We start from the raw sequence: 22,994 nt of genomic DNA, 5'->3' as shown, positions 1-22,994 counted from the left end.
ACATGAAAAGACATTTACTAGCAGCAGTAGGAGTTTGCGGAGCATTAGTACAATTTGGTTGTTCGGAGGCAAAAGTAGAAACCTATCAGGTACAGATTGAGAATTCTCTAAACGAACCTCGGTCTTTTGAAACGGTGGAAATAGATTTGAATGCCGTTCCTTTTGCAGAAAGAGTTCAAGCATCAGCAAAATCATATGACCTCATTGATTTTTCTACAAAAACGAAAATAACTTCTCAGGCTGTGGATGTTGATGGAGACGGGCATTTTGACCAACTTTTGTTTCAGCCTAATATTGAAGCTAAAGCAACTAAAACTTTTGAGATAGTACCATCTGAAGAGATTGTAGAGGTTGAGAATAATCCCGCTTGTTATTCGCGTTTTGTTCCCGAGCGTACAGATGATTATGCATGGGAGAATAATCGTGTTGCTTTTAGAACCTATGGCCCAACGGCGCAAAAATTGATTGAAGATGGTCTGCTTAGGAGGCACATTATCTTCAGGAATAGACGCATGGTTGAAAAAGGTAGATTACCCTATTATTAATAAATGGTACAAGAAAGAGCTGGAAACCGATGGTACCTATCATGAAGATACGGGCGAAGGACTGGATAATTTTCATGTTGGGGTGAGCAGGGGCGTAGGTGGTATTGCGGTTAAAAAAGATAGCGCGTACCATATTTCAAAGAATTTTGTAAGCTATAAAAGGCTAACTACAGGTCCTATTAGAACAAGTTTTGTTTTAAAATATGCGGATTGGAATGCTGGGGAAGATGTTATTACGGAAGAAAAGCATATATCATTGGATTATGGTTCTAACCTCTCTCGTTTTAAAATTAAAGTTAAAGGAACGGACCATATTTCTGCAGGTTTGACCATGCACGAGAACGATGGTAAAATTAGTGTTAGTAGGGATAAGGGTTATGTAAGTTATTATCAACCTCATGAAGAGTCTGAATTGGGGACTGCTATTGTTTCTGATCCTGAAATGATATTGCAGGTAGAAGAGTATCAAAACGGTAAACAAGATGAAAACAATGTATACACACAACTAAATGTACAAGAAGGTTATGTAGTATACTATGCTGGCTTTACTTGGAAAGAAAGCGGACAATTTTCCAATGCCAAGGAGTGGGAAAATTATTTGACCGAGTTTTCAAAAAAGCTCCAGTTTCCATTACAGATTAAGTATTTGAAATAGAAAGGTAATACCTTTTTCAAGTAGTAGTAAACAAAAGGAAAGACCGTACTGTATGCGGTCTTTCCTTTTTAAATGAAGCTATATTGGGGGATAAGTTATTTAGTGGACGGTAAACTGTTGCGTTAACTTGCCAAATACTTTCCTGTCGTAAATCCAAGATATAACAGTGAAAAATAGGGCCAGAATAGCGAAAAGATACTCGCCATCACGTACCATTAAATGTGCTACAAGAGCCAATAATGCGTCAAAAACAAAGCCTGCATAGGCCAGTTCTTTTAAGAAAAGGGATTTTCGAACAAGAATAACAATGGGGGCAATTATTTTTAAGGTCGCTAGGGGGTAGATTATCCATGTAGGGAAGCCTAAATTAATAAAGAAACTCTCAGCTCTTGGATAGTTGAATATATACATCATTGCCCCCATTATAAATAAAAGGCATAGAAGTGTTGTTGATAGCCAGTAAACAGTTTTGTCTTTTTTCATCTGTATTAAATTTGCTTGTTCTTAAGTTTTTTCAATAATTCCGTAGGTTCTAAACGGGTCATGTAGTCTTCTTCAATGTGTACGAAAACTATTTTTAAACTTTTATCTATTACATAAATGGCCGGTACAGGAAGTTCAAAGTTTTCATTTCCATGTATTTTTTTTAAATCCATACCAAATCCAACGTAGTCTTTTTTAGCTTTTTCACTTATTGAAAATAAGATGCCTACCTCTTTCATGAACACAGCATTCTTATCCGTTACAAGCGTATAGGTGATTTCGTTTTTTTCGTGGGTCTGTGCTGCTAATTGTGGAACCTCTGAGCTAATGGCCAAAATGTTCGCCCCGTAACTTTGAAATTCGGTTTTTAACCGTTCATACTCCCTAAGTTCCATATTGCAATAGGGGCACCACCCACCTCTATAAAAATTAAGTATCAAATAATCCGCTGAGAGAAGGCTTTCCAGTTGAATATCATTACCTTCAATATCGGTAAAAACAGCGTTTGGTATGTGATCCCCTACCTGTAATGCTTTTTCTTTGAGCTTATTGTCGCGAAGTTGTTGAATATCGTTTTTAAAGTTTTCAATAATAGGCTGTGGCATCCTGTTCATTACATTTTGGCGTACCTTTTCCGTCTGTTCTAAAAGTGTCATTTAAATAGTTTTATAAAGACAAAATTAGACGGACACCTTATGTTTTAAATTATCTATTCTATTGTAATTGTAGTCAATATCGAACCGACTATGCAATTTTGAATTTACTGGGAGTAGTGCCCGTATGCTTTTTGAAGAACCGAATAAAGTTGGAGTGTTCTTTAAAACCTAACTTATAGGCAATTTCTTGGGAGTTGTATTTGTTTTCGGAAATGGTTCTTTTAATTTCCAATAGAAGCCAATTGTTTATAAACGCTTTTGCTGTATTTCCGGTTATTTCTTTACAAATATCATTTAGATATTTATAGCTTACTTGCATCATATTTGCATACTCTTTAGCATTATGGTTTTCTTTATAATGTGTACATATATGCTGTTTGAATTTGATAAAATCCTTAAACTTCCGACTCTCAAAAGTCTTGTGTTGGTAGATGGACAAACGTTTAATTTGAAGCAGAAGAAGCATAAGTGCCGATTGTAAAAATTCTGATTTTAAGTTTAATTTTTCACTATTAAGTTCTGCCGATAGAATTTCTACATAAGGTTGAATGGTACTCAAATTTTCTTGGCCAATATGTATGGACGGTGAATGGTAAAGGTGCAAGAAGTGGAATAGGTTTTTCTCACTAATGTTATGCATTATAAACGTTTCATCAAAAGAAATAACATAGCCTTCTACCGTGAGTTCTTTGTTAAAAGAATGCACTTGTCCTTTTGTAATGGGAAGAATTATACCGGGAAATAAAAGTTCTTCTTTAAAATCTGCTTTGTGCGTACTGGTCCCTGCTGTTATAACAATTAAACAGTGAAACTCTATTCTATGCGGAACGGATAGGTCATACGAACTTCGCCCACATCTATCATAGAGTTCTTGTAGTGAAATTAGCTCAAAAGGAACGGGTTGATTTACAAATCTTGAGAAAACTATATTCTCTATTTCCTGTGGCATAACAAAATCATATAGATGTCTATATGGGTCGTAAAATAAACCAAAACCTTTCTAATGGTTAGTTAAAAAGAATGCTAATGAAGCACTTTTGGTTAAAGGGCTTTAATTACTTTGCAAGGATTACCGTAAGCAAGAACATCATTTGGTAGGTCTTTGGTAACAACACTTCCTGCGCCTATGGTTACGTTGTTGCCAATAGTTACACCGGGAAAAATAACCGTGTTGCCTCCAATCCACGCATTATCACCAATTACAACTGGTTTGGTGTGGGTTAAATAACGGGAAGCATTCTTTTCTTCAATAATTCGGTCCGTTGCTTTTATGGGGTGGGTGGCGGTGTAGATTTGTACAAAAAGGGCAATTAACCCGTTTTTGCCAATTGTAATGGTATTGTTATCAATAAACATACAATTGGTGTTCACAAAAGTGTTTTCACCTATAGAAATATTACTTCCATAGTCACAGAAAAAGGGAGCCTCAATCCATATGCCAGCAGCTTTTTGTGCCAGCAACTGGTTTAAAAGTCGCTCCCTTTCTTCTAATAGTTCTGAGTCCAAAGTGTTATAGGCCTGTAGTATTTTACGGGCCCTATGGTACATTTTAAGGAGTTCCGCGTCACGAGAATCATAAACTTCGCCATTGATCATTTTTTCTTTTTCGGTCATAGTCGTCTAGATTCAATGGAAGGCTTCTTTAAATAGAATATCAATTTTTGATAGTAACACTAGTACTTGGTTTTATCGTGTTTTTCTGCCCAGTTATTAAAAACTTGAACCGCATCATCTTGTAGCATTTGCTTAAAATAAATCTGCCTGTCTTCCATGTCTTTATCCAGTTCATCATAGATAAATTGGTCATCAAAATCTATCGCTTTTGCATCGGCCTTATCACAGCCGTAGTATACCGCTTTAGGTCTTGCCCAGTAAATAGCACCAAAGCACATAGGGCAGGGCTCACAAGAGGTATAAATAACGCAATCCGTTAATTGAAAACTATTCAATTTACTACAAGCTTCCCTGATTACTACCATTTCTGCATGGGCGGTAGGGTCGTTCGTAGAGGTTACTTTATTGTGGCCTTCGGCAATTATTTGACCATTTTTTACCACTACAGCGCCAAAAGGGCCACCGGCATTTGAGTTCATTCCTTTGGCCGCCATCTCAATAGCCCGGCGCATAAAAACTTCATGTTCTTTCATCATATTCATAAATTAAATGGGTTTTTGTCATACATCGCTAGGTACAACCGAATGTAAAAAAGTGTGTTGATACTTTGCTCTCTTTTCAAAAATGAACTTGTATCAACCAAATAAACATTCAAAATTACATAATTCTACCCGTTTTCTAACTTTTTTCCTTTCCTCCATACCTACTTAGAAAATCATTGAATAATTCCACGTAAGAAAAACTATCAACTTAGTATGGGCATTTTTAAGATGGCTGCTCATTCTTGAACTATATGGATAAGGTTCCTTAAACTGTTTATCTTTGCTGCTGTAGCGCTACTTCTGTTAACATGAAAAGAAATAAATGTAGATGAGAAACGGATATTACATATGCTTTTTACTATTTCTATTGCCATGGGTCTCAAGCACTCAGACCTTATTGCCGCCCATTTATAACTATAAAGTTTTTGAATACAATGCGGGAGCTCAAAATTGGGGGTTGACCGTAGATGAAAAAGGCCACGTTTTTTCTGCCAATGACAAAGGCTTACTTTCTTTTAATGGTGAGGAGTGGATTTTGAACAAGTTACCGAACGCTACAATTTTACGATCGGTAACTTCGGTAAAGGACAAGGTCTATACAGGTTCTTATGAGGAATTCGGATATTGGCAAACCACGGAAACAGGGGAGCTGAATTACACCTCACTTACCCATTTAATTCAAAACCATACATTTACGAGTGAAGAATTCTGGCAGATTTTACCTTTTAAAGAAGCTGTTTACTTCCGTTCGTTTTCGGCACTTTATAAATATGAAGAGGGCCGTATTACGGTAATAGACCCTGAATTTGTTATTACGGGACTGGCCGTTTATGATGGCAAGGTTTACGTAGCGGCCAAAAACTTGGGGCTTTATGTGGTAAATGGCGAAAAGTTGGAACCCATAGGAAATGATGACGTACTTAAGGACCAGACGGTAACGGACATGGCGTCTTTTAAGGACGGCCTGCTCATTGGTACACAATTAAATGGTTGTGTAGTATATCAAAACGGACAGTTTACATCGTTGGATGAAAATATGAACAGCCTTTTAAAGAAATATCAGCTCAATAAGCTGATTGCTTTGGAGACGGGCGAAATTGCTTTTGGAACCATTAAAAACGGAATTTATCTTTTTGATTCCGCTTCGGGGTCCTATCGTAATTTGAATAGGAAAACGGGACTTCAGAACAATACCGTATTATCTCTGGCTAAATTCAAAGACCAATTCTGGGTAGGGCTGGAGAGTGGCATGGACCGTATTCAAGTAAACTCGGCTATAACATTTTATACGGATCATACAGGGGCCCTAGGTACAACTCATGATGTGGCTATACAAGACAACTCCATGTATTTGGGTAGTAACACGGGCATTTACTATTTTAAGGATGATGAACTACAATTTTTTGAGGGTTCACAAGGCCATGTTTGGGACCTTGAGTTAATTGCTAATGATGTTTTGGCCGGCCATAATACGGGAACTTTTAAAGTAGATGGTGAGAAACTCGCTAAAATATCCGATCGTGCTGGAGGCTATCAGTTTGTAAAGGTTCCGGAAAAGAACAATGTCTTTTTGCAAGGGACATATACAGGAGTAACCAAGTATATAAAGGATTCCAATAATAGGTGGAATGTAAGTACGGTTACAGGAATTGACTTTCCCGTAAAACAATTGTGTTTTGAAGACAATCGTACCATTTGGGCAGCGCACCATTATAAAGGCCTCTTTCGTTTTAAACTGAACGAGGATTTGACCGCCGTAGAAGAGAAAACTGCTTTTAATACCACGGTATTACCCAATATTTACAACGTAAGGTTGTATCGCATTAAAAACCAGATTGTAATGCAAAGTGAGGGTAATTGGTTTAAATATGACCCTCTAGTAGGTAAAATAGCAACTTTAGAAGAGTTTGAGCCTTTTACAAATAAATCGCTTATTTACTCAGATGGTGAGCACTTTTGGTTTTTAAAGGATGCCGATACCAAAGAACTTCTGTATACGGATTTGCGGAACAATGCCATAGCGATAAGTGAAACCCAATTGAACCAGCGCTTAATGCCCGATATGGAGCGAGCGGTAAAACGCAATGACTCCATTTACCTTTTAACGTTGAGTGACGGTTTTGCAAAAATGAACATTGCCCAGTTGCAGCGGCAATTGAACACGAATGCTATTCCTGTTCCGGAGCTTACCTTCTTTAAGGATGATCAAGAGAGGTATTCCGTTAAAGACTCCCTTTTTGAGGTGCCTTATGCGCATTCTCAAGAATTGATACTTCAGTTGTCGGTGCCCAGTATGGTACAACCTAGGTATTATTATGAGCTAAAAGGTCCTTTAGAACAAGAAGCATACCGAACCCAGGTACATTGGAGTTTCAAAACCTACCTCATGGTGATTATACATTAAATGTACATTCCGTGACTATGGACAACAGAATGAGCAGTCCTAAAACCATTGCTTTTGCAATAGCCTCTCCTTGGTACCTGTCTAAACTAAGTATGTTGGGGTATGTGTTGATTTTAGTTTTGATTGTTTTGGGAGTACGTTGGTACAACAGGCAAAAACTCAGAAGAAAGCACGAGATTTTAAAAATACGGTTACAACGTGAGCAGGAAGAACGTCTGGCACAATTAGAGAAAGAAAAACTAGAGAAAGAAATAAAACGCAAACAGACCGAATTGGCCCGAACCACAATGAGCGTAGCCAAAAAGAACGAGCTTATTCTAGAGCTAAAAGATTTAATGGTCTTGAACAAGGATGCTTTCCCAAACAAACAACGTTACCGTTCGCTGACCAAAAAACTGGATGGGTCTATTAACGAGAATGAAGATTGGAAGAATTTTGAAGTCAATTTTAAAGAACTTCACGATGATTTCTTTGACAATTTATTACAGCAGTTCCCAAAACTGACCCCTAAAGATTTGAAGCTTTGTGCCTATCTAAAAATGAATTTGTCCAGTAAGGAAATAGCTCCTCTTATGGCCATTTCCATACGTGGTGTAGAAATACATCGGTACCGTTTAAGGAAGAAATTGGGTATAGATAGTTCACAAAACCTATCCAATTTTTTAATTAAGTTCAAATAGATGGTGTTATAACCATACAATTCTTACATATCTAATTTTCATTAGATTAAACTACTACATCAACACTACATCACAATGTTAAAGTTTAATACTTACTTAACATTAGGACTACTGCAAATAGCGTGTATTACGGGGCTTAAGTCCACTATAAGGACTGATGTACTTTTTATGTACCCTTTCTCAAAAATGTGAGGAGGTCATTTTGATAACTTGTGCTTGAATTTAACAGATTGATAAATTTATAACTCAACTTTTAGACAATTATGAAAATAAGAAACATTTTTTTATCGATATGCTTCTTTCTCTTTCAACTGGTGTTGTTTGCCCAAGATGGAATTACTGTTACGGGTATAATAAGCGATGCCAATGGAGAGCCACTTCCGGGAGCAAGTATCGTTTTAAAAGGTACCACAACAGGAACCCAAACGGATTTTGACGGAAACTACACGCTCAACAGTGTAGATGAAGATGCAACCTTAGTGGTAAGCTATATCGGTTTTACATCTCAAGAAATTGCCGTGAACGGGCAAGCAAGTATTAATGTAAGCTTATCTGAGGATGCTCAAGCCTTAGATGAAGTAGTGGTTATTGGTTATGGCGAGATGAAGTCAAAAGACCTTACGTCTTCCATTACCACGATTAAGGCAGAGGAGCTAGCCGCTACACCAACGGGTTCACCTATGCAGGCCTTACAAGGTAAAGTTGCCGGTCTACAAGTGGTGAGCAATGGAAGCCCCGGTCAAGGTCCAACAATTCGTGTGCGTGGTATCGGTTCGTACGATACAGGTGCTTCTGGTCCGCTTTATGTGGTAGACGGAATGTTCTTTGATGATATCGACTTTTTAAATACATCGGATATTACTTCTATTTCGGTATTAAAAGATGCATCGGCCGCTGCTATTTACGGTGTACGCGCAGCTAACGGGGTAGTGCTTATAGAAACCAAATCTGGAGCATACAATAAGAAGGCCGAGATTACTTATGATGGGTACTCTGGGTTTCAAGTGGCACAGAACGTTTTAAAACTGGCCAACTCCGAGCAATTCGTAACCTAGCACAAGAATCCGGTTCCGCACCTGATATTCAATTTATAGACAATGCCATGCAGCGCTACGGCCGTAGCCGAATCAACCCAAATGTACCTAATGTAAATACGGACTGGTATGATGAAATACTAAGACCGGCATTGATTCAAAACCATAGTTTGGGAGTTACCGGCGGTAGTGATAATGCTACCTATGCCATTGGGGCCAACTATTTTGGGCAACAGGGTATCCTTAAAATGAAGAATGAGTATGAGCGCTTTAACCTTAGAAGTAAGATAGATTTTAAGGTAAACGATAATTTGACCGTTGGAGGAAATATGGTAATAAGCAACGCTACCCGTTACGATGCGGAAAACTCTGCTTTCCGATTGGCCTATTATGCGGTTCCTATACTTCCTGTATACGATCAAAACCTTGCAGGGAACGAAAATGTATTCCCTACCAATTATGCAAATGCGCAAGACTTAGGATATCGTGGCGGACAGAATCCGTTCCCGACCATGGATAATAGCGAATTACGTTCTAAAATCAGAAATGTATTGGCCAATTTTTATGCTCAGGTACATATCATTCCTGAAAAATTGACTTTTAAGACAGCGTATAATCATAATTTTGAAACCATTGAGCGTAGAGAGGTTCGTTTACCTTACTTTATAGGAAACGGTTTTCAACGGGAAAATGCAGAGCTTTTAAAGCGTAACGATACCTACTCAAATCAAATTTGGGACAATACCTTAACCTATACGGAATCTTTTGGGAAACATAATTTAACCGTTTTAGGAGGCTCTTCCTTTAGAGACGAGTCTTTTGAGCGCTTGGAGGCTAAAGGCTTAAACTTTCCACTGTCAGGAGAAGAGGCTTACTATTTAGATCAAGCGCAGACTATCGTGCAGGATGATGTTAAGGACGATGGTCGCCGTGAGTACGGTCTATCATTCTTTGGTAGGGTTTCCTATAACTATGATAATAGATATCTGTTATACGGTACGTATCGTGCGGATGGTACCAACAAGTATCAAGAAAAGTGGGGCTATTTTCCAACTATTGGTGCAGGATGGGTGCTGTCCGAGGAAAACTTTATGCAGGACAACGGTGTTTTCGACTTTCTTAAATTCCGAGGTAGCTGGGGTAAATTAGGTAATGATAAAGTACCTTGGCAGTGAAGGAGCTATTACTTCTACGGTAGTAACTACGGCCTTTGGGGATACTATGGTAAGTGGGGTAAATACAACTAGTAATTTTACGGCACTAAAGTGGGAAGTTACAGAAGAGGTAAACGTTGGTATATCCGCCCGTTCTTTTAATAATAGACTTTCGTTGGAAGCTGATTATTACGTGAGGGATACCAAGGACGCCGTAATTCCTATCGAAGTTCCATTGATTCCTGATGCTACCCGACAGAATGTTGGTGAAATTAGAAACCAAGGTCTTGAAGTGGCCTTAAACTGGAACGATCAGGTTTCGGATGATTTCAGTTACTCGTTGGGTGCTAATTTTTCATCCTTAAAAATGAAGTACTCGATACGGACCGTCAATTGAATATTGATACCGGTTCTGCAGAGTTCAGGCAACGTACCCGAGTAGGTGACCCTGTTTTTTCTTTCTTCGGCTTAGAGGTTGATGGCGTCTACCAAAACGATGCGCAAATAGCGGCTGATCCTGCAGCGCAAGTAGAAATTGCCAATGGCAGGACTATTGTACCTGGAGATCTAAAATTTAAAGATCAGGATGGGGTAGATGGCATTACCGCAGATGATCGTGTTATGTTGGGCAATTACTTGCCAACCTATTCTTTTGGTTTCAATATGGGCTTTAATTATAAAGGCTGGGATTTCTCGGCTGCCGCATTAGGTCAAGGTGGAAACAAAATTCTAAACCGTAAACGTGGCGAGGTCATCTTTACCAATGATACCAACTGGGACCGTGATTTTGCACTGAACAGGTGGCATGGAGAAGGTACTTCTAACAGTTATCCTTCTTCGGCAGGTATTAGAAAAGGTTGGAATCAGCAGTTGAGTGATTTCTTTATCGAAAAAGGGGATTTCTTTAGAATTCAGAACATCACTTTAGGCTATACCATTAATAAGGATGGAGCTATCAAAGGGCTTCCGCGAACCCGTATTTACGTAACGGCAGAGAAACCTTTATCGGTCTTTAATTACAATGGCTTTAGTCCAGAAGTGTCTAATGGCGTGGACAATGATACATACCCAATACCTGCTATCTATACGGTAGGAGTAAATATTAAAATATAAAAATAGCGACTATGAAACTATTACAAAAAATCTCAAAACCTTCCCTAGTGTTGCTTTTGGTTCTGGCCGTTTGGGGATGTACCGATAAATTGGACGAACCTGAACTGAACAATAATTTTGCCGGAGGAACAGACTTTACGGATGCATCTGGAATGCTGTTGTCTACCGTTGGAGCATACGAGGCCTATTATTCCAGGGGATGGGAACAACCCTTAATTATTTCCGTACGTGGAGATGATGTTAATTCCGGTGGTCTTGGCGATCAGCCCGAGTTTACGGAAATGGACAAGTTCAATTACAGCAAGGATCATTGGATGGTAAATTCCCTTTGGGAAAACATTTATGCAGATGTTATTTCGGCCCATACAGCAATGGAGCAAATTGCTAGATACCAAGAATTTGGTACGGATGCAGAAATTGCGTTGGGCAACCAGTATATAGCTGAAATTCAGGTGTTACGCGGAATGATGTTGTTTCAAATTTCACAGGTTTATGGAGATATTTTTATTCCTGAGTCTTCGGATACGGAGTTACTTTTAGAAGTAGAGACCTTGCCTACTAAAGCAGAGGTTATGCAACACGTTTCTGATCAGATGGATTTGGCCATTCCGGTTTTACCCGAAATGCGACCCAATGAAAGAACGGATTTAAAAGGAGGTGTTACCAAATATACAGCTTTGGCCATCAAAGCTTTGGCTAATCAGGAATTAGAGAATTACCAGCTTGTAGCAGATGCTGCCGGGCAGATTATAGCATCGGGGAGATTCAGCCTTTATCCGGATTTCTATGAGCTTTTTAAAACGCCCGGAAAATTGAGTGACGAGAGCATTCTTGATTTACAGTACTCAGACTTCAATCAAGGTGAGGGCGACCGTTTCGCGCATTTATATGCCCCCTATGGTCCACAAAATTGGACTCCAGCGGTAGAAGGTTCCAACAGCGGGTGGGGTTTCTTTGAGCCTAGCTTTAAATTTATCAAGTTCATGTTGGACCGTGGTGAAACCGTACGTTTGGAAACAAGTGTTCTTTTTACGGAGCGAGGTATTGCAGAACTACAGACCGATCCATCGTATGCTGATTTACCTTCCTTTATGACCAATGTTACTAGAGACGGAGATGTTATAAATGATTTTGCCCGAGGTTATTTTTCAAGTGGAAAACACTATCTTCCTTCTAATCAGTTGATTGAAGGCCGAACGGAATATGGCAGTAATAAGAATAACAATGTTATCCGTTATGCCGAAATCTTGTTGATGTATGCCGAAGCTTTGACACAAGGGGCTTCAGGTTCTGTTATGTCGGCCGATCAAGCGGTGAATTTGGTTCGGGAAAGAGCTGGGCTTCCTGCTTTGTCCGGTGTAACCTTGGATCAAGTCATTGATGAAAAATTTGCCGAGTTGGCCATGGAATGGGGTAAACGCTATTACGACATGATTCGCCTTAAAAAGTTTGATGAACTAACATATGACGGTCGCACCTTTACCGAGGCAAAAACTTTTCTGCCTTATCCGCAGCCGCAAGTAGACCAGTTTCCTGTATTGGGCAATTAATCTAATCAACTAACAAAACAGAAAGATGAAAAATGTAAAATATATAGTATCGTGTTTGGTGCTCACTGCTCTTTTTTATAGCTGTGATCAAGGCATAGACGCCTTAACCGAGGTTGATCCAGGTGTAGATGCTTCTGCGCCGGCCATTACCATTACTTCGCCTGCGGAAGGTTTAGCGGTAAAGGTAAATGAAGAGTTGGCAACGATAACGGTAAAGTTCCATGCCGAAGATGATATTGAGTTGGGTTCGGTTGAAGTACTGCTTGACGGTAATAGAATAGGCAATTACAATAGTTTTAAAGACTACCGTAAGTTGATCGTAAATGATTTAGTGTACGACCAACTTGAAGATGGAACGCATCAGCTTACGGTTATTGCCAAAGATTTGGATGGAAAGTCCACTAGTGAGGTAGTTAACTTCACTAAGGAACCGGCCTACATTAGAAAATACCCTGGTGAAATTCTATATATGCCTTTTGAAGGTGGGTATGTAGATTTATTAAGCTTTGAAGAAGCGGAACAAATTGGTTCGCCTACAATAACTGAGGAGAGTCTAGCGGGAGATGGCGCTTATGCAGGAGCAGAAGGCGCGTATTTGACCCTAGACCCCGAGCGATTCAAGAATACGGAATTGAGTGCCATTTTCTGGGTAAAATTAAATGCGATTCCTGACCGTGCCGGTATTTTGGCAATGAGCCCACCTCTTGATGGCGGCGGAAATGTATTGACTAGTGGCTTTCGTTTTTTTAGGGAAAATGCCAATGGCAAACAACGCTATAAGTTGAATGTTGGTTTGGGTGATGGAAACTCTTGGTTTGATGGTGGAGAAGCTGCAGAAGTAGATCCAGCGTCAGCAGAATGGGTGAACCTTGCCTTTACCATATCAGGTACAGAAGCAGTAGTTTATCTAGACGGACAAATTGTTTCTCAAGGACCTTTAACGGGTATTGACTGGACGGATGTAAATATACTTTCGATCATGTCCGGAGAACCTAACTTCTCAGGTTGGAATCATAAGTCGGATTTAAGTCTACTGGATGAGTTGCGCATATTTGATCGTGCTATTACCCAAGATGAAGTAAAACAGATTATTCAAGATGACTCGGGTATTGTGGTGTCTAATTATCCGCCTAATTTTCCAGGAGAGATGTTCTATATGCCTTTTGAAGGTTCATATACAAATCTGTTTACGGATATAGAGGCCGATGTGGTTGGAACACCCTCTATTTCCGAAGAAAGTGCAGCTGGTGAAGGTGCTTACGCTGGAGCAGCGGATTCATATATTACAGTTCCCTCCAATGGTCTTACTTCAGATGAATTTAGTGCCTCACTTTGGTATAAAGTAAATGCCGAGCCGGGTAGAGGAGGTATTTTGGTAATGGCTCCAGAAGACACGGAAAAGGAAGGTTATCCAGAGGTGCAAAATTTAAGGACTAGTGGTTTCCGTTTCTTTAGAGAAGGTGATGCTACAAGGCAGGTGTTTAAATTGAATGTTGGCAACGGCGAAGCTGATACTTGGTTAGATGGAGGCGATTTAGCTGCTATAGATCCCACATCTGCAGATTGGGTACACTTGGCATTTTCCATTTCAGGTTCAAATGCGGTTCTATACATTAATGGTGAAATAGTTTCGGAAAACGTGATAAGTGGTGGAATAGATTGGTCCGGATGTGATTTGCTATCCATAGGTTCTGGTGCACCAAGATTTACGGAATGGGGCCACTTGGCAGACGAAAGCCTGATTGATGAGCTCCGTTTATTTGACAAGGCCCTTACAAAAGAAGAAATACAGGAAATTATGAACTCGGGAATGTAAAGAAACCCAGCAGAAGTTCAATAATCACTTTATAAAAATATATGAAATTAGTTACAATTGCCTTGGTAACAGGCACGCTTTTGGTGGGTTGTGGTGGCAACCCTTCTAAAACGGATAATAAAAACAGCAAAACCGAATCTAAGGTTGAACAAGAACTAACGGATGACCAATTATTGGATTCCGTTCAGAAACAAACGTTCAATTACTTTTGGGAAGGAGCGGAACCTAAATCTGGTTTAGCCAGAGAACGTATTCACCTTGATAATGTATATCCCGCGCATGATAAGGATATAATTACTACCGGAGGTTCAGGTTTTGGTTTAATGGCCATTTTGGTAGGTGTGGAGCGTGGTTTTATTACGCGTGAAGAGGCTCTGGAGCGATATGAAAAAAGTATTGGTTTCCTTGAAAAAGCAGACCGGTTCCATGGGGCTTGGCCTCACTGGCTTATGCCCGATGGTAAGATGACACCGTTCAGTAAAATGGATAATGGTGGCGACTTGGTGGAAACCGCTTTTTTGGTTCAAGGTTTATTGACGGTTAAGGAATACTTTGAAGAAGGCAATGCCCGCGAAAAAGAATTGGCGGCCAGAATTCAAAAACTTTGGGAAGAAGTAGAATGGGACTGGTATACCAAAGGAGAAAATGTACTTTATTGGCATTGGTCTCCAGAATACAAATGGGAGATGAACTTTCCCGTGGGCGGATATAATGAGGCTCTGGTCATGTATATCTTGGCGGCTTCTTCGCCTACACATGCAATTAATAAAGAAGTATATGAGCAAGGTTGGGCAAAAAGTGGAGGAATTAAAAATGACACTACTTTTTACGGCCTTCGTACTGTGCTGAATCATTATGAGCATGATAGGTCTCCAGTAGGCCCCATGTTTTGGGCGCACTATTCCTATTTAGGTTTGAACCCAAAGGGATTAACGGATCAATATGCGGATTATTGGAAACTAAACGAAAACCATGCATTAATTCAGTATCGTCATGCGGTTGAAAATTCACATGATTATAAAGGATACGGAAAGAACCTTTGGGGATTGACCTCAAGTTATTCCATGAAAGGCTATGCAGGCCACAGACCTGATAAGGATTTGGGTGTTATTTCTCCAACAGCTGCCCTTTCTTCAATGCCTTACACACCGGAACAGAGTCAGAACTTCTTGAGATATATGTATACGGAACAAGACTCGCTGATTGGTAAATACGGTCCTTATGATGCCTTTAGTTTAGAGGATAAATGGTATGTGCCAAGATATTTGGCTATAGACCAAGGACCTATTCCAGTAATGATAGAAAACTACAGAAGCGGACTTTTTTGGAAGCTTTTTATGAAGAATATTGATGTTCAAAGCGGATTGAAAAAATTAGGTTTTAGTTCGGAAAATATTCCAAATGAGTAAATTGTTCGTTTCAATTTTGGTGTCGTTACTATTCGTTTCATGTGCTTCGGATGATGGAGGTGGTGGTGCAATCGGCATTTCTGAACTTCCGGAAACTCCTGTTGAGGACGAACAGGAAGTAGGGGAGGAAGAAGTGAAGCTGACGGATGAGGAGCTTCTCGACTTGACCCAAAAAGAAACTTTTAAATATTTCTGGGATTTTGCCCAAACGGAATCTGGTGCTGCGCGTGAAAGGTATCATCCCCAAGAACCATCTAATGACGTCAATACAGTAACCGTTGGAGGCACCGGTTTTGGACTTATGGGGATTCTGGTCGCTATGGAAAGAGGGTTTGTGTCCCGTAACGAAGGTGTTGAAAGACTGTCTAAGATTATTTCTTTTTTGGAAAATGCCGACAGGTTTCATGGCGCATGGCCTCATTGGTTAGATGGGCGAAACGGGAAAACGCTTCCTTTTAGTGAAAAGGATAATGGCGCTGATTTGGTTGAAACTTCTTTTTTGGCACAGGGGCTTATCTGCGTAAAAGAATATTTAAAAGAGGGTGATTCCGAAGAAAAAGCAGTGGCCGAAAAAGCAGATGCACTTTGGAAAGATGTTGAATGGGACTGGTTCACGCAAAATAAAAATACGTTGTATTGGCATTGGAGTCCTGATTTTGGTTTTGACATCAATTTAGAATTAAAGGGATATAATGAAGTATTGATAACCTATGTCATGGCAGCGGCTTCCCCTGATTTTTCTATCACCAAAGAAACATATGAAAATGGTTGGGCGTCCAGTGGTGCTATAGCCAATGGCGCTTCGGCTTATGAAATTCCACTTATTGTTAATCATGCAGGTAGTTCCCAAAAAGGCGGGCCATTGTTCTGGGCACACTACTCCTATATGGGTCTAGATCCCAGTAATTTGGCCGATGCCTTTGTGAATTATGGTGATGCTACGCTAAACCATGCAAAAATCAATTATGCCTACTGCGTGGATAACCCTAAAAATTATAAAGATTATGGGGAAGATTGTTGGGGGCTTACCGCCAGTTACAGTAGGAATGCCGATGGAAGTTTGGGCTATAATGCCCATAGCCCATCCAATGATACGGGAATAATTTCGCCTACGGCGGCTTTGAGCTCTATGCCATATACACCGGAGGAATCCATGAAGGCACTGCGGTATTTCTATGGTAAAAAGGACCAGCTTTTAGGGCCTGCCGGTTTTTATGATGCTTTTAGTCCGCAATATGATTTTTGGGTAGCCGATGCGTATTTGGCTATTGATCAAGGTCCCATTTTAGTAATGATTGAGAACCATAGGTCGGGATTGTTATGGCAACTCTTTATGCAAAACGAAGATGTGCAGCGCGGACTCGATAATTTAGGTTTTACCTATTAGGAATTTACTTTAAGAATCAACGAATACTATGTGAGGAATCGGTTTTAACTGATTTGTCAAAGGGATGGTTTTGCCAAAATTTTATTCGATATAAAAATATAAATAACAGAAAATGAAGGATATAAAGAGAAAAATCTGTTTTTTAATACTCGTGCTGGGCTTTACGACTTTCGTTCGTTCCCAAGAAAAGATAGAAGCGGTGGAGCAACTTCTTTCCAAAATGACATTGGAAGAAAAAATTGGTCAGCTTAATCTACTGACCCCGGGAGGTGGCATTGCTACAGGTTCTGTGGTGAGCGAAAATGTAGAGGCGAAAATCAAGGCTGGCCAAGTAGGAGGTCTTTTTGGGGTTTCCGGACCCGAAAAAGTAAGGCAAGCACAAAAAATAGCCATTGAAAATTCACGGTTAAGGATTCCCTTGCTTATTGGTTCGGATATCATACATGGGTATAAGACCACCTTTCCCATTCCACTGGGAACAGCGGCTAGTTGGGATTTAGAACTTATTCAAAAAATGGCCGAAACTGCTGCAAAGGAGGCCACGGCGGATGGAATCAACTGGAATTTCTCTCCCATGGTAGATATTGCCAGAGATCCTCGTTGGGGGCGTATTGCTGAGGGAGCTGGAGAAGACCCGTATTTGGGGAGTGCCATTGCCAAAGCGATGATAAAAGGGTATCAAGGAGCTGATTTGTCAGGGCCAAATACGATGATGGCCACGGTAAAACACTTGGCCCTGTATGGTGCCGCAGAAGGCGGGCGCGATTACAATACGGTAGATATGGGCAAGTTGAAAATGTACAACCAATATCTGCCGGTGTACAAGGCGGCCGTAGATGCCGGAGTGGGTAGTGCCATGACTTCGTTTAATGATATTGATGGCGTTCCGGCTTCGGGCAATAAATGGTTGATAACCGATTTATTGCGCGAACAATGGGGTTTTAAAGGTTTTGTGGTTTCGGATTACACCTCGGTAAATGAGATGACCGCCCACGGTTTGGGAGATTTACAAGAGGTATCCGCTTTAGCTTTAAACGCAGGGCTTGATATGGATATGGTGGGCGAAGGATTTCTTACTACTTTGAAAAAATCGGTAGATGAGGGTAAGGTTACTGAAGCCTCAATAACCGAGGCATGCCGTAGGATATTGACCGCCAAATACAAATTGGGACTCTTTGACGACCCTTACCGCTATTCCGATAAAAGCAGACCGGCAAAGGATATTCTTACGGAGAGGAACAGAAATCTGGCCCGTGAGGCTGCAAAGCGCTCTTTTGTATTATTAAAAAAGCAGAGCAATATACTTCCGTTACAAAAGAATGCCCAAATAGCGTTGATAGGACCTTTGGCGAATAACAAGAGCAATATGTTGGGTACTTGGGCTCCAACGGGGGACCCACAGTTATCTGTTCCTATTTTAGAAGGGTTCAGAAATGTGGCTTCAAAAGCCAAAATCAGCTATGCCAAAGGCGCCAATATTACGGATAATCCCGATTTGGCCCAACGGGCCAATGTTTTTGGAACACGGGTAGAGATAGACGAACGTTCTTCGGAGACTCTTTTAAAGGAGGCGTTAGATTTAGCCAAAGATGCAGATGTTATTGTAGCCGTGGTAGGAGAGGCAAGTGAGTTTAGTGGAGAGGCGGCCAGTAGAACGGATATCTCACTTCCCAAAAGCCAAAAGCGACTTTTAAAGGAATTGGCAAACACTGGAAAGCCTCTGGTAATTGTCCTTATGAGCGGAAGACCCTTGACCATTGCCGATGAAATGGAGCTTTCTGCAAGTATACTTCAAGTATGGCACCCATAAGATAGAAGCGGGTAATGCTATAGCCGATGTAGTTTTTGGGGATTATAATCCCTCAGGAAAACTAACGGCAACTTGGCCCAGGAATGTTGGGCAAATTCCTGTGTATCACAGTATGAAAAATACGGGCAGACCCATAGAGGGAGATAACTTTCAGAAATTTAAATCCAATTATCTAGATGTGGAAAATACGCCGCTCTTACCTTTTGGTCATGGCCTGAGTTATACCGATTTCAGTTATTCAAATATTCAGTTGAATAAAGATGAAATTGGACAGGACATGTCTATTACGGTTTCGGTAGATGTAAGCAATACAGGTAAATATGATGGGGAAGAAGTGGTGCAATTATATCTACGGGATGTAATGCGTACTGTAACCCCGCCCATGCGAGAACTGAAGGGTTTCAAGAAAATATTCTTAAAAAAGGGCGAAACAAAAACGGTTAAACTGATCCTGCAACCTGAAGACCTGAAGTTTTATAACGCTGCCTTGGAATTTGTTGCCGAGCCAGGGGAATTTGAAGTTTTTGTGGGGACCGACGCTACGGCAGATTTGAAAACATCCTTTAGATTAAAATAGCCCCAATTCAGATAATTATGTTTTTACGATCACGCTTCCTATTTGTATTTTTTGCCTTTACTTTTCTAGCTTGTAAAGAGAATCCCACACAACCAGAGGAGAAAGTACAAAAGACCAATATTCTTTTCATTATGGCCGACGACCATGCTATTCAGGCCATAAGTGCCTATGGTCATCCTATTGGGCAATTGGCTCCCACCCAATATTGACCGATTGGCTAAGAACGGGGCCCTTTTTACGCATAGTTATGTAACGAATTCCATTTGCGGTCCAAGTCGGGCGGTCATTCTTACGGGCAAACACAGTCATATAAATGGTTTTAGACAGAACGGAGACCGTTTTGATGGTAATCAAACTACCTTGCCAAAAATACTTAGGCGAGAAGGTTATCAGACGGCATTGATTGGCAAATGGCATTTGGACGGTGCACCCCAAGGTTTCGATTATTCTAAGATACTTGTTGATCAGGGCAATTACTATAATCCTGATTTTGTTGAAAATGGAGACACAACCCGTATAGAAGGTTATGCCACGGATATTATTACCAATGATGCTTTAAGCTGGTTGAAAAACGAAAGAAAAGACAGTCTTCCCTTTTTTATGATGGTGCATCACAAGGCCCCTCACCGTAATTGGATGCCGGCCTTACGTCATATGAATACATATGACTCCGTGCAGTTTTCCCTTCCCGACACTTATTTTCCTTCCTTTAAAAAGCAAAGGGCGGCGGAAGAGCAATTACAGACCATATATGATGATATGTACGAAGGGCATGATTTAAAAATGACCCAAGGGTACGGCAGCACAGAATTGGCTCATAACCCATGGACAACTGATTTTGAGCGTATGTCGTCCGAACAACGGAAAGCTTGGAATGATGCCTATTTACCTAAAAACAATACATTTCATAAAGCAAACCTAAAAGGAAAGGCCCTTGCCGAATGGAAAGGCCAACGCTACTTACGTGATTACATGGCTACTATAGCCGCAGTAGACGAAGGCGTTGGTGAAATTTTAGATTACTTGGAAGAAAGCGGACTGGACAAAAATACGTTGGTGGTCTACACTTCTGATCAGGGATTTTACTTGGGAGAGAACGGGTGGTTCGATAAACGATTTATGTACGAAACCTCATTTGGCACACCCTTGTTGATGCAGTTGCTCAACGATTCCCCCAAAGACCAAAATAGATGCTATGGTACAGAACTTGGATTTTGCACAAACGTTCCTAGACTTTGCCGAAGTGAAAAACCAAAGTGATGCCATGCAGGGACAATCGTTCAAAGGTTTGTTGGATGGGAGTATGGATTCTGGTGAATTTCGGGATGTGCTCTACTATCACTATTATGATTACCCGGCTTTTCATATGGTCAAGAAACACTTCGGGGTACGAACAAAACGGTATAAGCTCATCCATTTTTACGATGATATAGATAGCTGGGAATTCTATGATTTATACAAAGACCCTAGGGAGTTGACCAATCTCATTGATGACCGTACATATTCTTCTGTTATAGAACAAATGCACTATAAGCTAGATAGTATACAAGAGGTTTATAAAATAACGGATAAGGAATTTGACAGAGCGCCAAAGACAGCAGTAGACAAAGCCTATAAACAGTTTAAAAGATTGCGAGGTACACCGTGAAGCCCACGTTGGTTCTAATAGACAGACTTTCCTTTTTTATACGTTATCTTAATTTGTAAATATATAAATGAAAGAAAGTTCTCTTTTTTGCGACAAAAGGTTGAAACCAACCGATTGTGAATTACATTAGAATTAAACTTCTTATTGCATACATTCTCTTTTTTGCAACAACTACAGTATTTTCCCAACAAATTGAAAGGTCTATATTTATAACCGCAAATACGGCGGATTATAATGATTCGGGCGTGTTGAAACATATTATTTCAGAAGCAAACAATCAAGAAAATTCCTCTGTTCTTATCATAGGGAATGCGGTTTCAAAATCCAATCTAAAAAAGGTTATTGCTCCTCAGCTTAACGTTTTAAATGATGCCGACGAAGTAGTATTTATTCCGGGTTATAAAGAATGGACAAAAGGGCATAAGGGCGTTAGGAACATTGAAGATTATATTCAAGACCATAGCAACGCAAAGTTTTTTCCTGATAATGCAGAACCTATTAAGCATCATGGTTTAGGAGAAAATATAGAATTGATTACAGTAGATTCGCAATGGTTTTTAGAGGATTGGGATAACCATGTGTATATCAATGAAGATTCCGAAATTCAGAACAGAACATTATTCTTTTTAGAGTTTGAGAACAGAATAAAAAAGGCACAAGGTAAAATCATACTTGTAGCCATGTATCATCCTATAGAAACCAATAACAAACAAGGTCTTTTTAAAAATATTGGAGGGTTTTCTAGTCAAAATTTTCAGAACAAACAATACAGAACGCTCAGAAACAGGTTGAAAACTATTGCTAGGGGAGCGGAGAATGTCATTTTTATATCCGGGCAAGGAAAAAATCTACAATATATAAAAGGGAGTGTGCCCCAAATTAATAGTGGCGCAGCAGGAAGTTTAGAAGCTGTAAAAAACGGAGAAGAAGGAGATTTTTCATTGAAGAAAAACGGATATGTCCGTTTAGATATTGCAACGGATGGTGGGGTAACCGCAAATTATCACGCATATGAGGATGGAACTTTTAAAGAAGTGTTCAAGACCATAGTATTGAAAGGAGATACTAACCAATTGGAACCTTATACCTTTAAAGAAAACCATCCTAACACTCAATCGGCTTCTATCTACACTAAAAAAGCAACTACCAAAAGTGGATTTTACAAAACGCTTTGGGGCGAGCATTATCGTGATTTTTATGGTAAAAAGGTAAATGCGCAGGTAGTGTTGTTAGATACTTTAATGGGAGGGTTGCTACCTGTAAAACGTGGAGGCGGACAACAATCCAAATCTTTACGTTTAGAGGATAAAGCAGGTAGACAATATGTGATGCGTGCGCTAAAAAAGAGTACGATCAAATTCCTTCAGGCCAACGCTTTTCAGGAAACTTATATTGGCGATGTTTTAGATGGCACTACAGTAGATAAATTTTTAGCCGATTTTTATACGACTTCAAACCCATATACGCCTTTTGTTATAGGTGGACTATCTAGTGCAGTTGGGGTGAATCATACCAACCCCGTTTTGTATTATATACCAAAACAGAAAGTACTAGGGAGTTTCAATGATGATTTTGGAGATGAACTTTATATGATCGAAGAGCATGTAGGAGATACACAAATAGAGTCTGAGAGTTTTGGAACGCCTGAAGATATATTGAGCACGGCCGATGTCTTACAGGAAATAAATAAATCGGGAAAAGCGGTTGTAGATGAACCTTCCTATATAAGAGCTAGATTATTTGATATGCTCTTGGGGGATTGGGACCGCCATGAAGACCAATGGCGCTGGGCACTTTATAAAAATGAAGATGGTACGGAGTATTGCAGTCCTATCCCAAGAGACCGTGATCAGGCATTTTCTAAATATGACGGTACGTTAATCAGTACTTTGACCCGACTTATACCAGTTGCGTAAA

18 protein-coding genes and 2 pseudogenes are annotated in these 22,994 nt (G+C 40.0%); 15 read left to right on the top strand and 5 right to left on the bottom strand.

The window, feature by feature from the left end; genetic code table 11:
• The first annotated feature begins 2 nt into the window (after window positions 1-2).
• Together Q5W13_RS23285 and Q5W13_RS23280 are read left to right on the top strand one after the other, a co-directional pair.
• Window positions 3-545: a DUF4861 family protein gene (locus Q5W13_RS23285; protein ID WP_304444731.1), complete on the top strand. Its 543-nt coding sequence runs from the start codon at window positions 3-5 to the stop codon at window positions 543-545.
• Window positions 472-1,200: a DUF4861 family protein gene (locus Q5W13_RS23280; protein WP_304444730.1), complete on the top strand. Its 729-nt coding sequence runs from the start codon at window positions 472-474 to the stop codon at window positions 1,198-1,200. The genes Q5W13_RS23285 and Q5W13_RS23280 overlap by 74 nt, the downstream gene beginning before the upstream one ends.
• A gap of 99 nt (window positions 1,201-1,299) precedes the next feature.
• On the opposite strand, the gene Q5W13_RS23275 is transcribed toward Q5W13_RS23280, so the two are convergent.
• The 5 genes from Q5W13_RS23275 to Q5W13_RS23255 all read right to left on the bottom strand — a co-directional run bounded on the left by Q5W13_RS23275 (window position 1,300) and on the right by Q5W13_RS23255 (window position 4,486).
• Window positions 1,300-1,683: a DoxX family protein gene (locus Q5W13_RS23275; RefSeq protein ID WP_155596809.1), complete on the bottom strand. Its 384-nt coding sequence runs from the start codon at window positions 1,681-1,683 to the stop codon at window positions 1,300-1,302.
• Window positions 1,684-1,688: 5 nt separating this feature from the next.
• Window positions 1,689-2,339, bottom strand: a complete 651-nt coding sequence (locus tag Q5W13_RS23270) for a peroxiredoxin-like family protein (RefSeq protein WP_304444729.1) — start codon at window positions 2,337-2,339, stop codon at window positions 1,689-1,691.
• Between the two features lie 88 nt (window positions 2,340-2,427).
• Window positions 2,428-3,288, bottom strand: coding sequence for a helix-turn-helix domain-containing protein (locus tag Q5W13_RS23265; protein ID WP_304444728.1), 861 nt, complete (start codon window positions 3,286-3,288; stop codon window positions 2,428-2,430).
• Window positions 3,289-3,380: 92 nt separating this feature from the next.
• Complete coding sequence (locus tag Q5W13_RS23260) at window positions 3,381-3,953, bottom strand: sugar O-acetyltransferase (RefSeq protein ID WP_304444727.1); 573 nt, start codon at window positions 3,951-3,953, stop codon at window positions 3,381-3,383.
• 59 nt (window positions 3,954-4,012) lie between these two features.
• Window positions 4,013-4,486: a nucleoside deaminase gene (locus Q5W13_RS23255; protein WP_438364197.1), complete on the bottom strand. Its 474-nt coding sequence runs from the start codon at window positions 4,484-4,486 to the stop codon at window positions 4,013-4,015.
• A 337-nt stretch (window positions 4,487-4,823) separates the two neighbouring features.
• Between Q5W13_RS23255 and Q5W13_RS23250 the strand changes: the two genes are divergently transcribed.
• The 13 genes and pseudogenes from Q5W13_RS23250 to Q5W13_RS23205 all read left to right on the top strand — a co-directional run bounded on the left by Q5W13_RS23250 (window position 4,824) and on the right by Q5W13_RS23205 (window position 22,993).
• A complete protein-coding gene (locus Q5W13_RS23250) occupies window positions 4,824-6,899 on the top strand; it encodes a ligand-binding sensor domain-containing protein (protein WP_304444725.1) in 2,076 nt (691 codons plus the stop codon).
• Complete coding sequence (locus Q5W13_RS23245) at window positions 6,860-7,579, top strand: helix-turn-helix transcriptional regulator (protein ID WP_304444724.1); 720 nt, start codon at window positions 6,860-6,862, stop codon at window positions 7,577-7,579. The genes Q5W13_RS23250 and Q5W13_RS23245 overlap by 40 nt, the downstream gene beginning before the upstream one ends.
• A gap of 263 nt (window positions 7,580-7,842) precedes the next feature.
• Complete coding sequence (locus Q5W13_RS25555; RefSeq protein ID WP_368662357.1) at window positions 7,843-8,634, top strand: carboxypeptidase-like regulatory domain-containing protein; 792 nt, start codon at window positions 7,843-7,845, stop codon at window positions 8,632-8,634.
• Between the two features lie 47 nt (window positions 8,635-8,681).
• Window positions 8,682-9,788: a SusC/RagA family TonB-linked outer membrane protein gene (locus tag Q5W13_RS25550; RefSeq protein ID WP_368662356.1), complete on the top strand. Its 1,107-nt coding sequence runs from the start codon at window positions 8,682-8,684 to the stop codon at window positions 9,786-9,788.
• Window positions 9,766-10,164 carry a TonB-dependent receptor domain-containing protein gene (locus Q5W13_RS25545; RefSeq protein WP_368662355.1) on the top strand — a complete coding sequence of 133 codons (399 nt, stop codon included), beginning with the start codon at window positions 9,766-9,768 and terminating at the stop codon, window positions 10,162-10,164. The genes Q5W13_RS25550 and Q5W13_RS25545 overlap by 23 nt, the downstream gene beginning before the upstream one ends.
• Entirely contained in the window at window positions 10,161-10,880 is a 720-nt protein-coding gene (locus Q5W13_RS25540) for a hypothetical protein (RefSeq protein ID WP_368662354.1), read from the top strand. Before Q5W13_RS25545 ends, Q5W13_RS25540 begins: the two co-directional genes overlap by 4 nt.
• Window positions 10,881-10,891: 11 nt before the next feature.
• Window positions 10,892-12,430 (top strand): RagB/SusD family nutrient uptake outer membrane protein, encoded by a 1,539-nt coding sequence (locus Q5W13_RS23235; protein WP_304444723.1) that lies wholly within the window; start codon window positions 10,892-10,894, stop codon window positions 12,428-12,430.
• Between the two features lie 25 nt (window positions 12,431-12,455).
• Window positions 12,456-14,246, top strand: a complete 1,791-nt coding sequence (locus tag Q5W13_RS23230; protein WP_304444722.1) for a LamG-like jellyroll fold domain-containing protein — start codon at window positions 12,456-12,458, stop codon at window positions 14,244-14,246.
• 41 nt (window positions 14,247-14,287) lie between these two features.
• On the top strand, window positions 14,288-15,655 hold the full coding sequence (locus Q5W13_RS23225) for a glucoamylase family protein (protein WP_304444721.1): 1,368 nt from the start codon (window positions 14,288-14,290) through the stop codon (window positions 15,653-15,655).
• Entirely contained in the window at window positions 15,648-17,042 is a 1,395-nt protein-coding gene (locus Q5W13_RS23220; RefSeq protein WP_304444720.1) for a glucoamylase family protein, read from the top strand. Before Q5W13_RS23225 ends, Q5W13_RS23220 begins: the two co-directional genes overlap by 8 nt.
• Window positions 17,043-17,154: 112 nt before the next feature.
• Window positions 17,155-19,429, top strand: a pseudogene (gene bglX, locus Q5W13_RS23215) (beta-glucosidase BglX).
• A 17-nt stretch (window positions 19,430-19,446) separates the two neighbouring features.
• Window positions 19,447-21,077, top strand: a pseudogene (locus tag Q5W13_RS23210) (sulfatase family protein).
• 116 nt (window positions 21,078-21,193) lie between these two features.
• Window positions 21,194-22,993 (top strand): hypothetical protein, encoded by a 1,800-nt coding sequence (locus Q5W13_RS23205; protein WP_304444719.1) that lies wholly within the window; start codon window positions 21,194-21,196, stop codon window positions 22,991-22,993.
• Window position 22,994: the final 1 nt, after the last annotated feature.

Origin of the sequence: Zobellia laminariae, from assembly GCF_030553095.1 — a bacterium.
Taxonomy (GTDB): domain Bacteria; phylum Bacteroidota; class Bacteroidia; order Flavobacteriales; family Flavobacteriaceae; genus Zobellia; species Zobellia laminariae.
The sequence above is the reverse complement of the archived record's forward strand: the minus strand, read 5'-3'. Positions and strand labels throughout refer to the sequence as shown.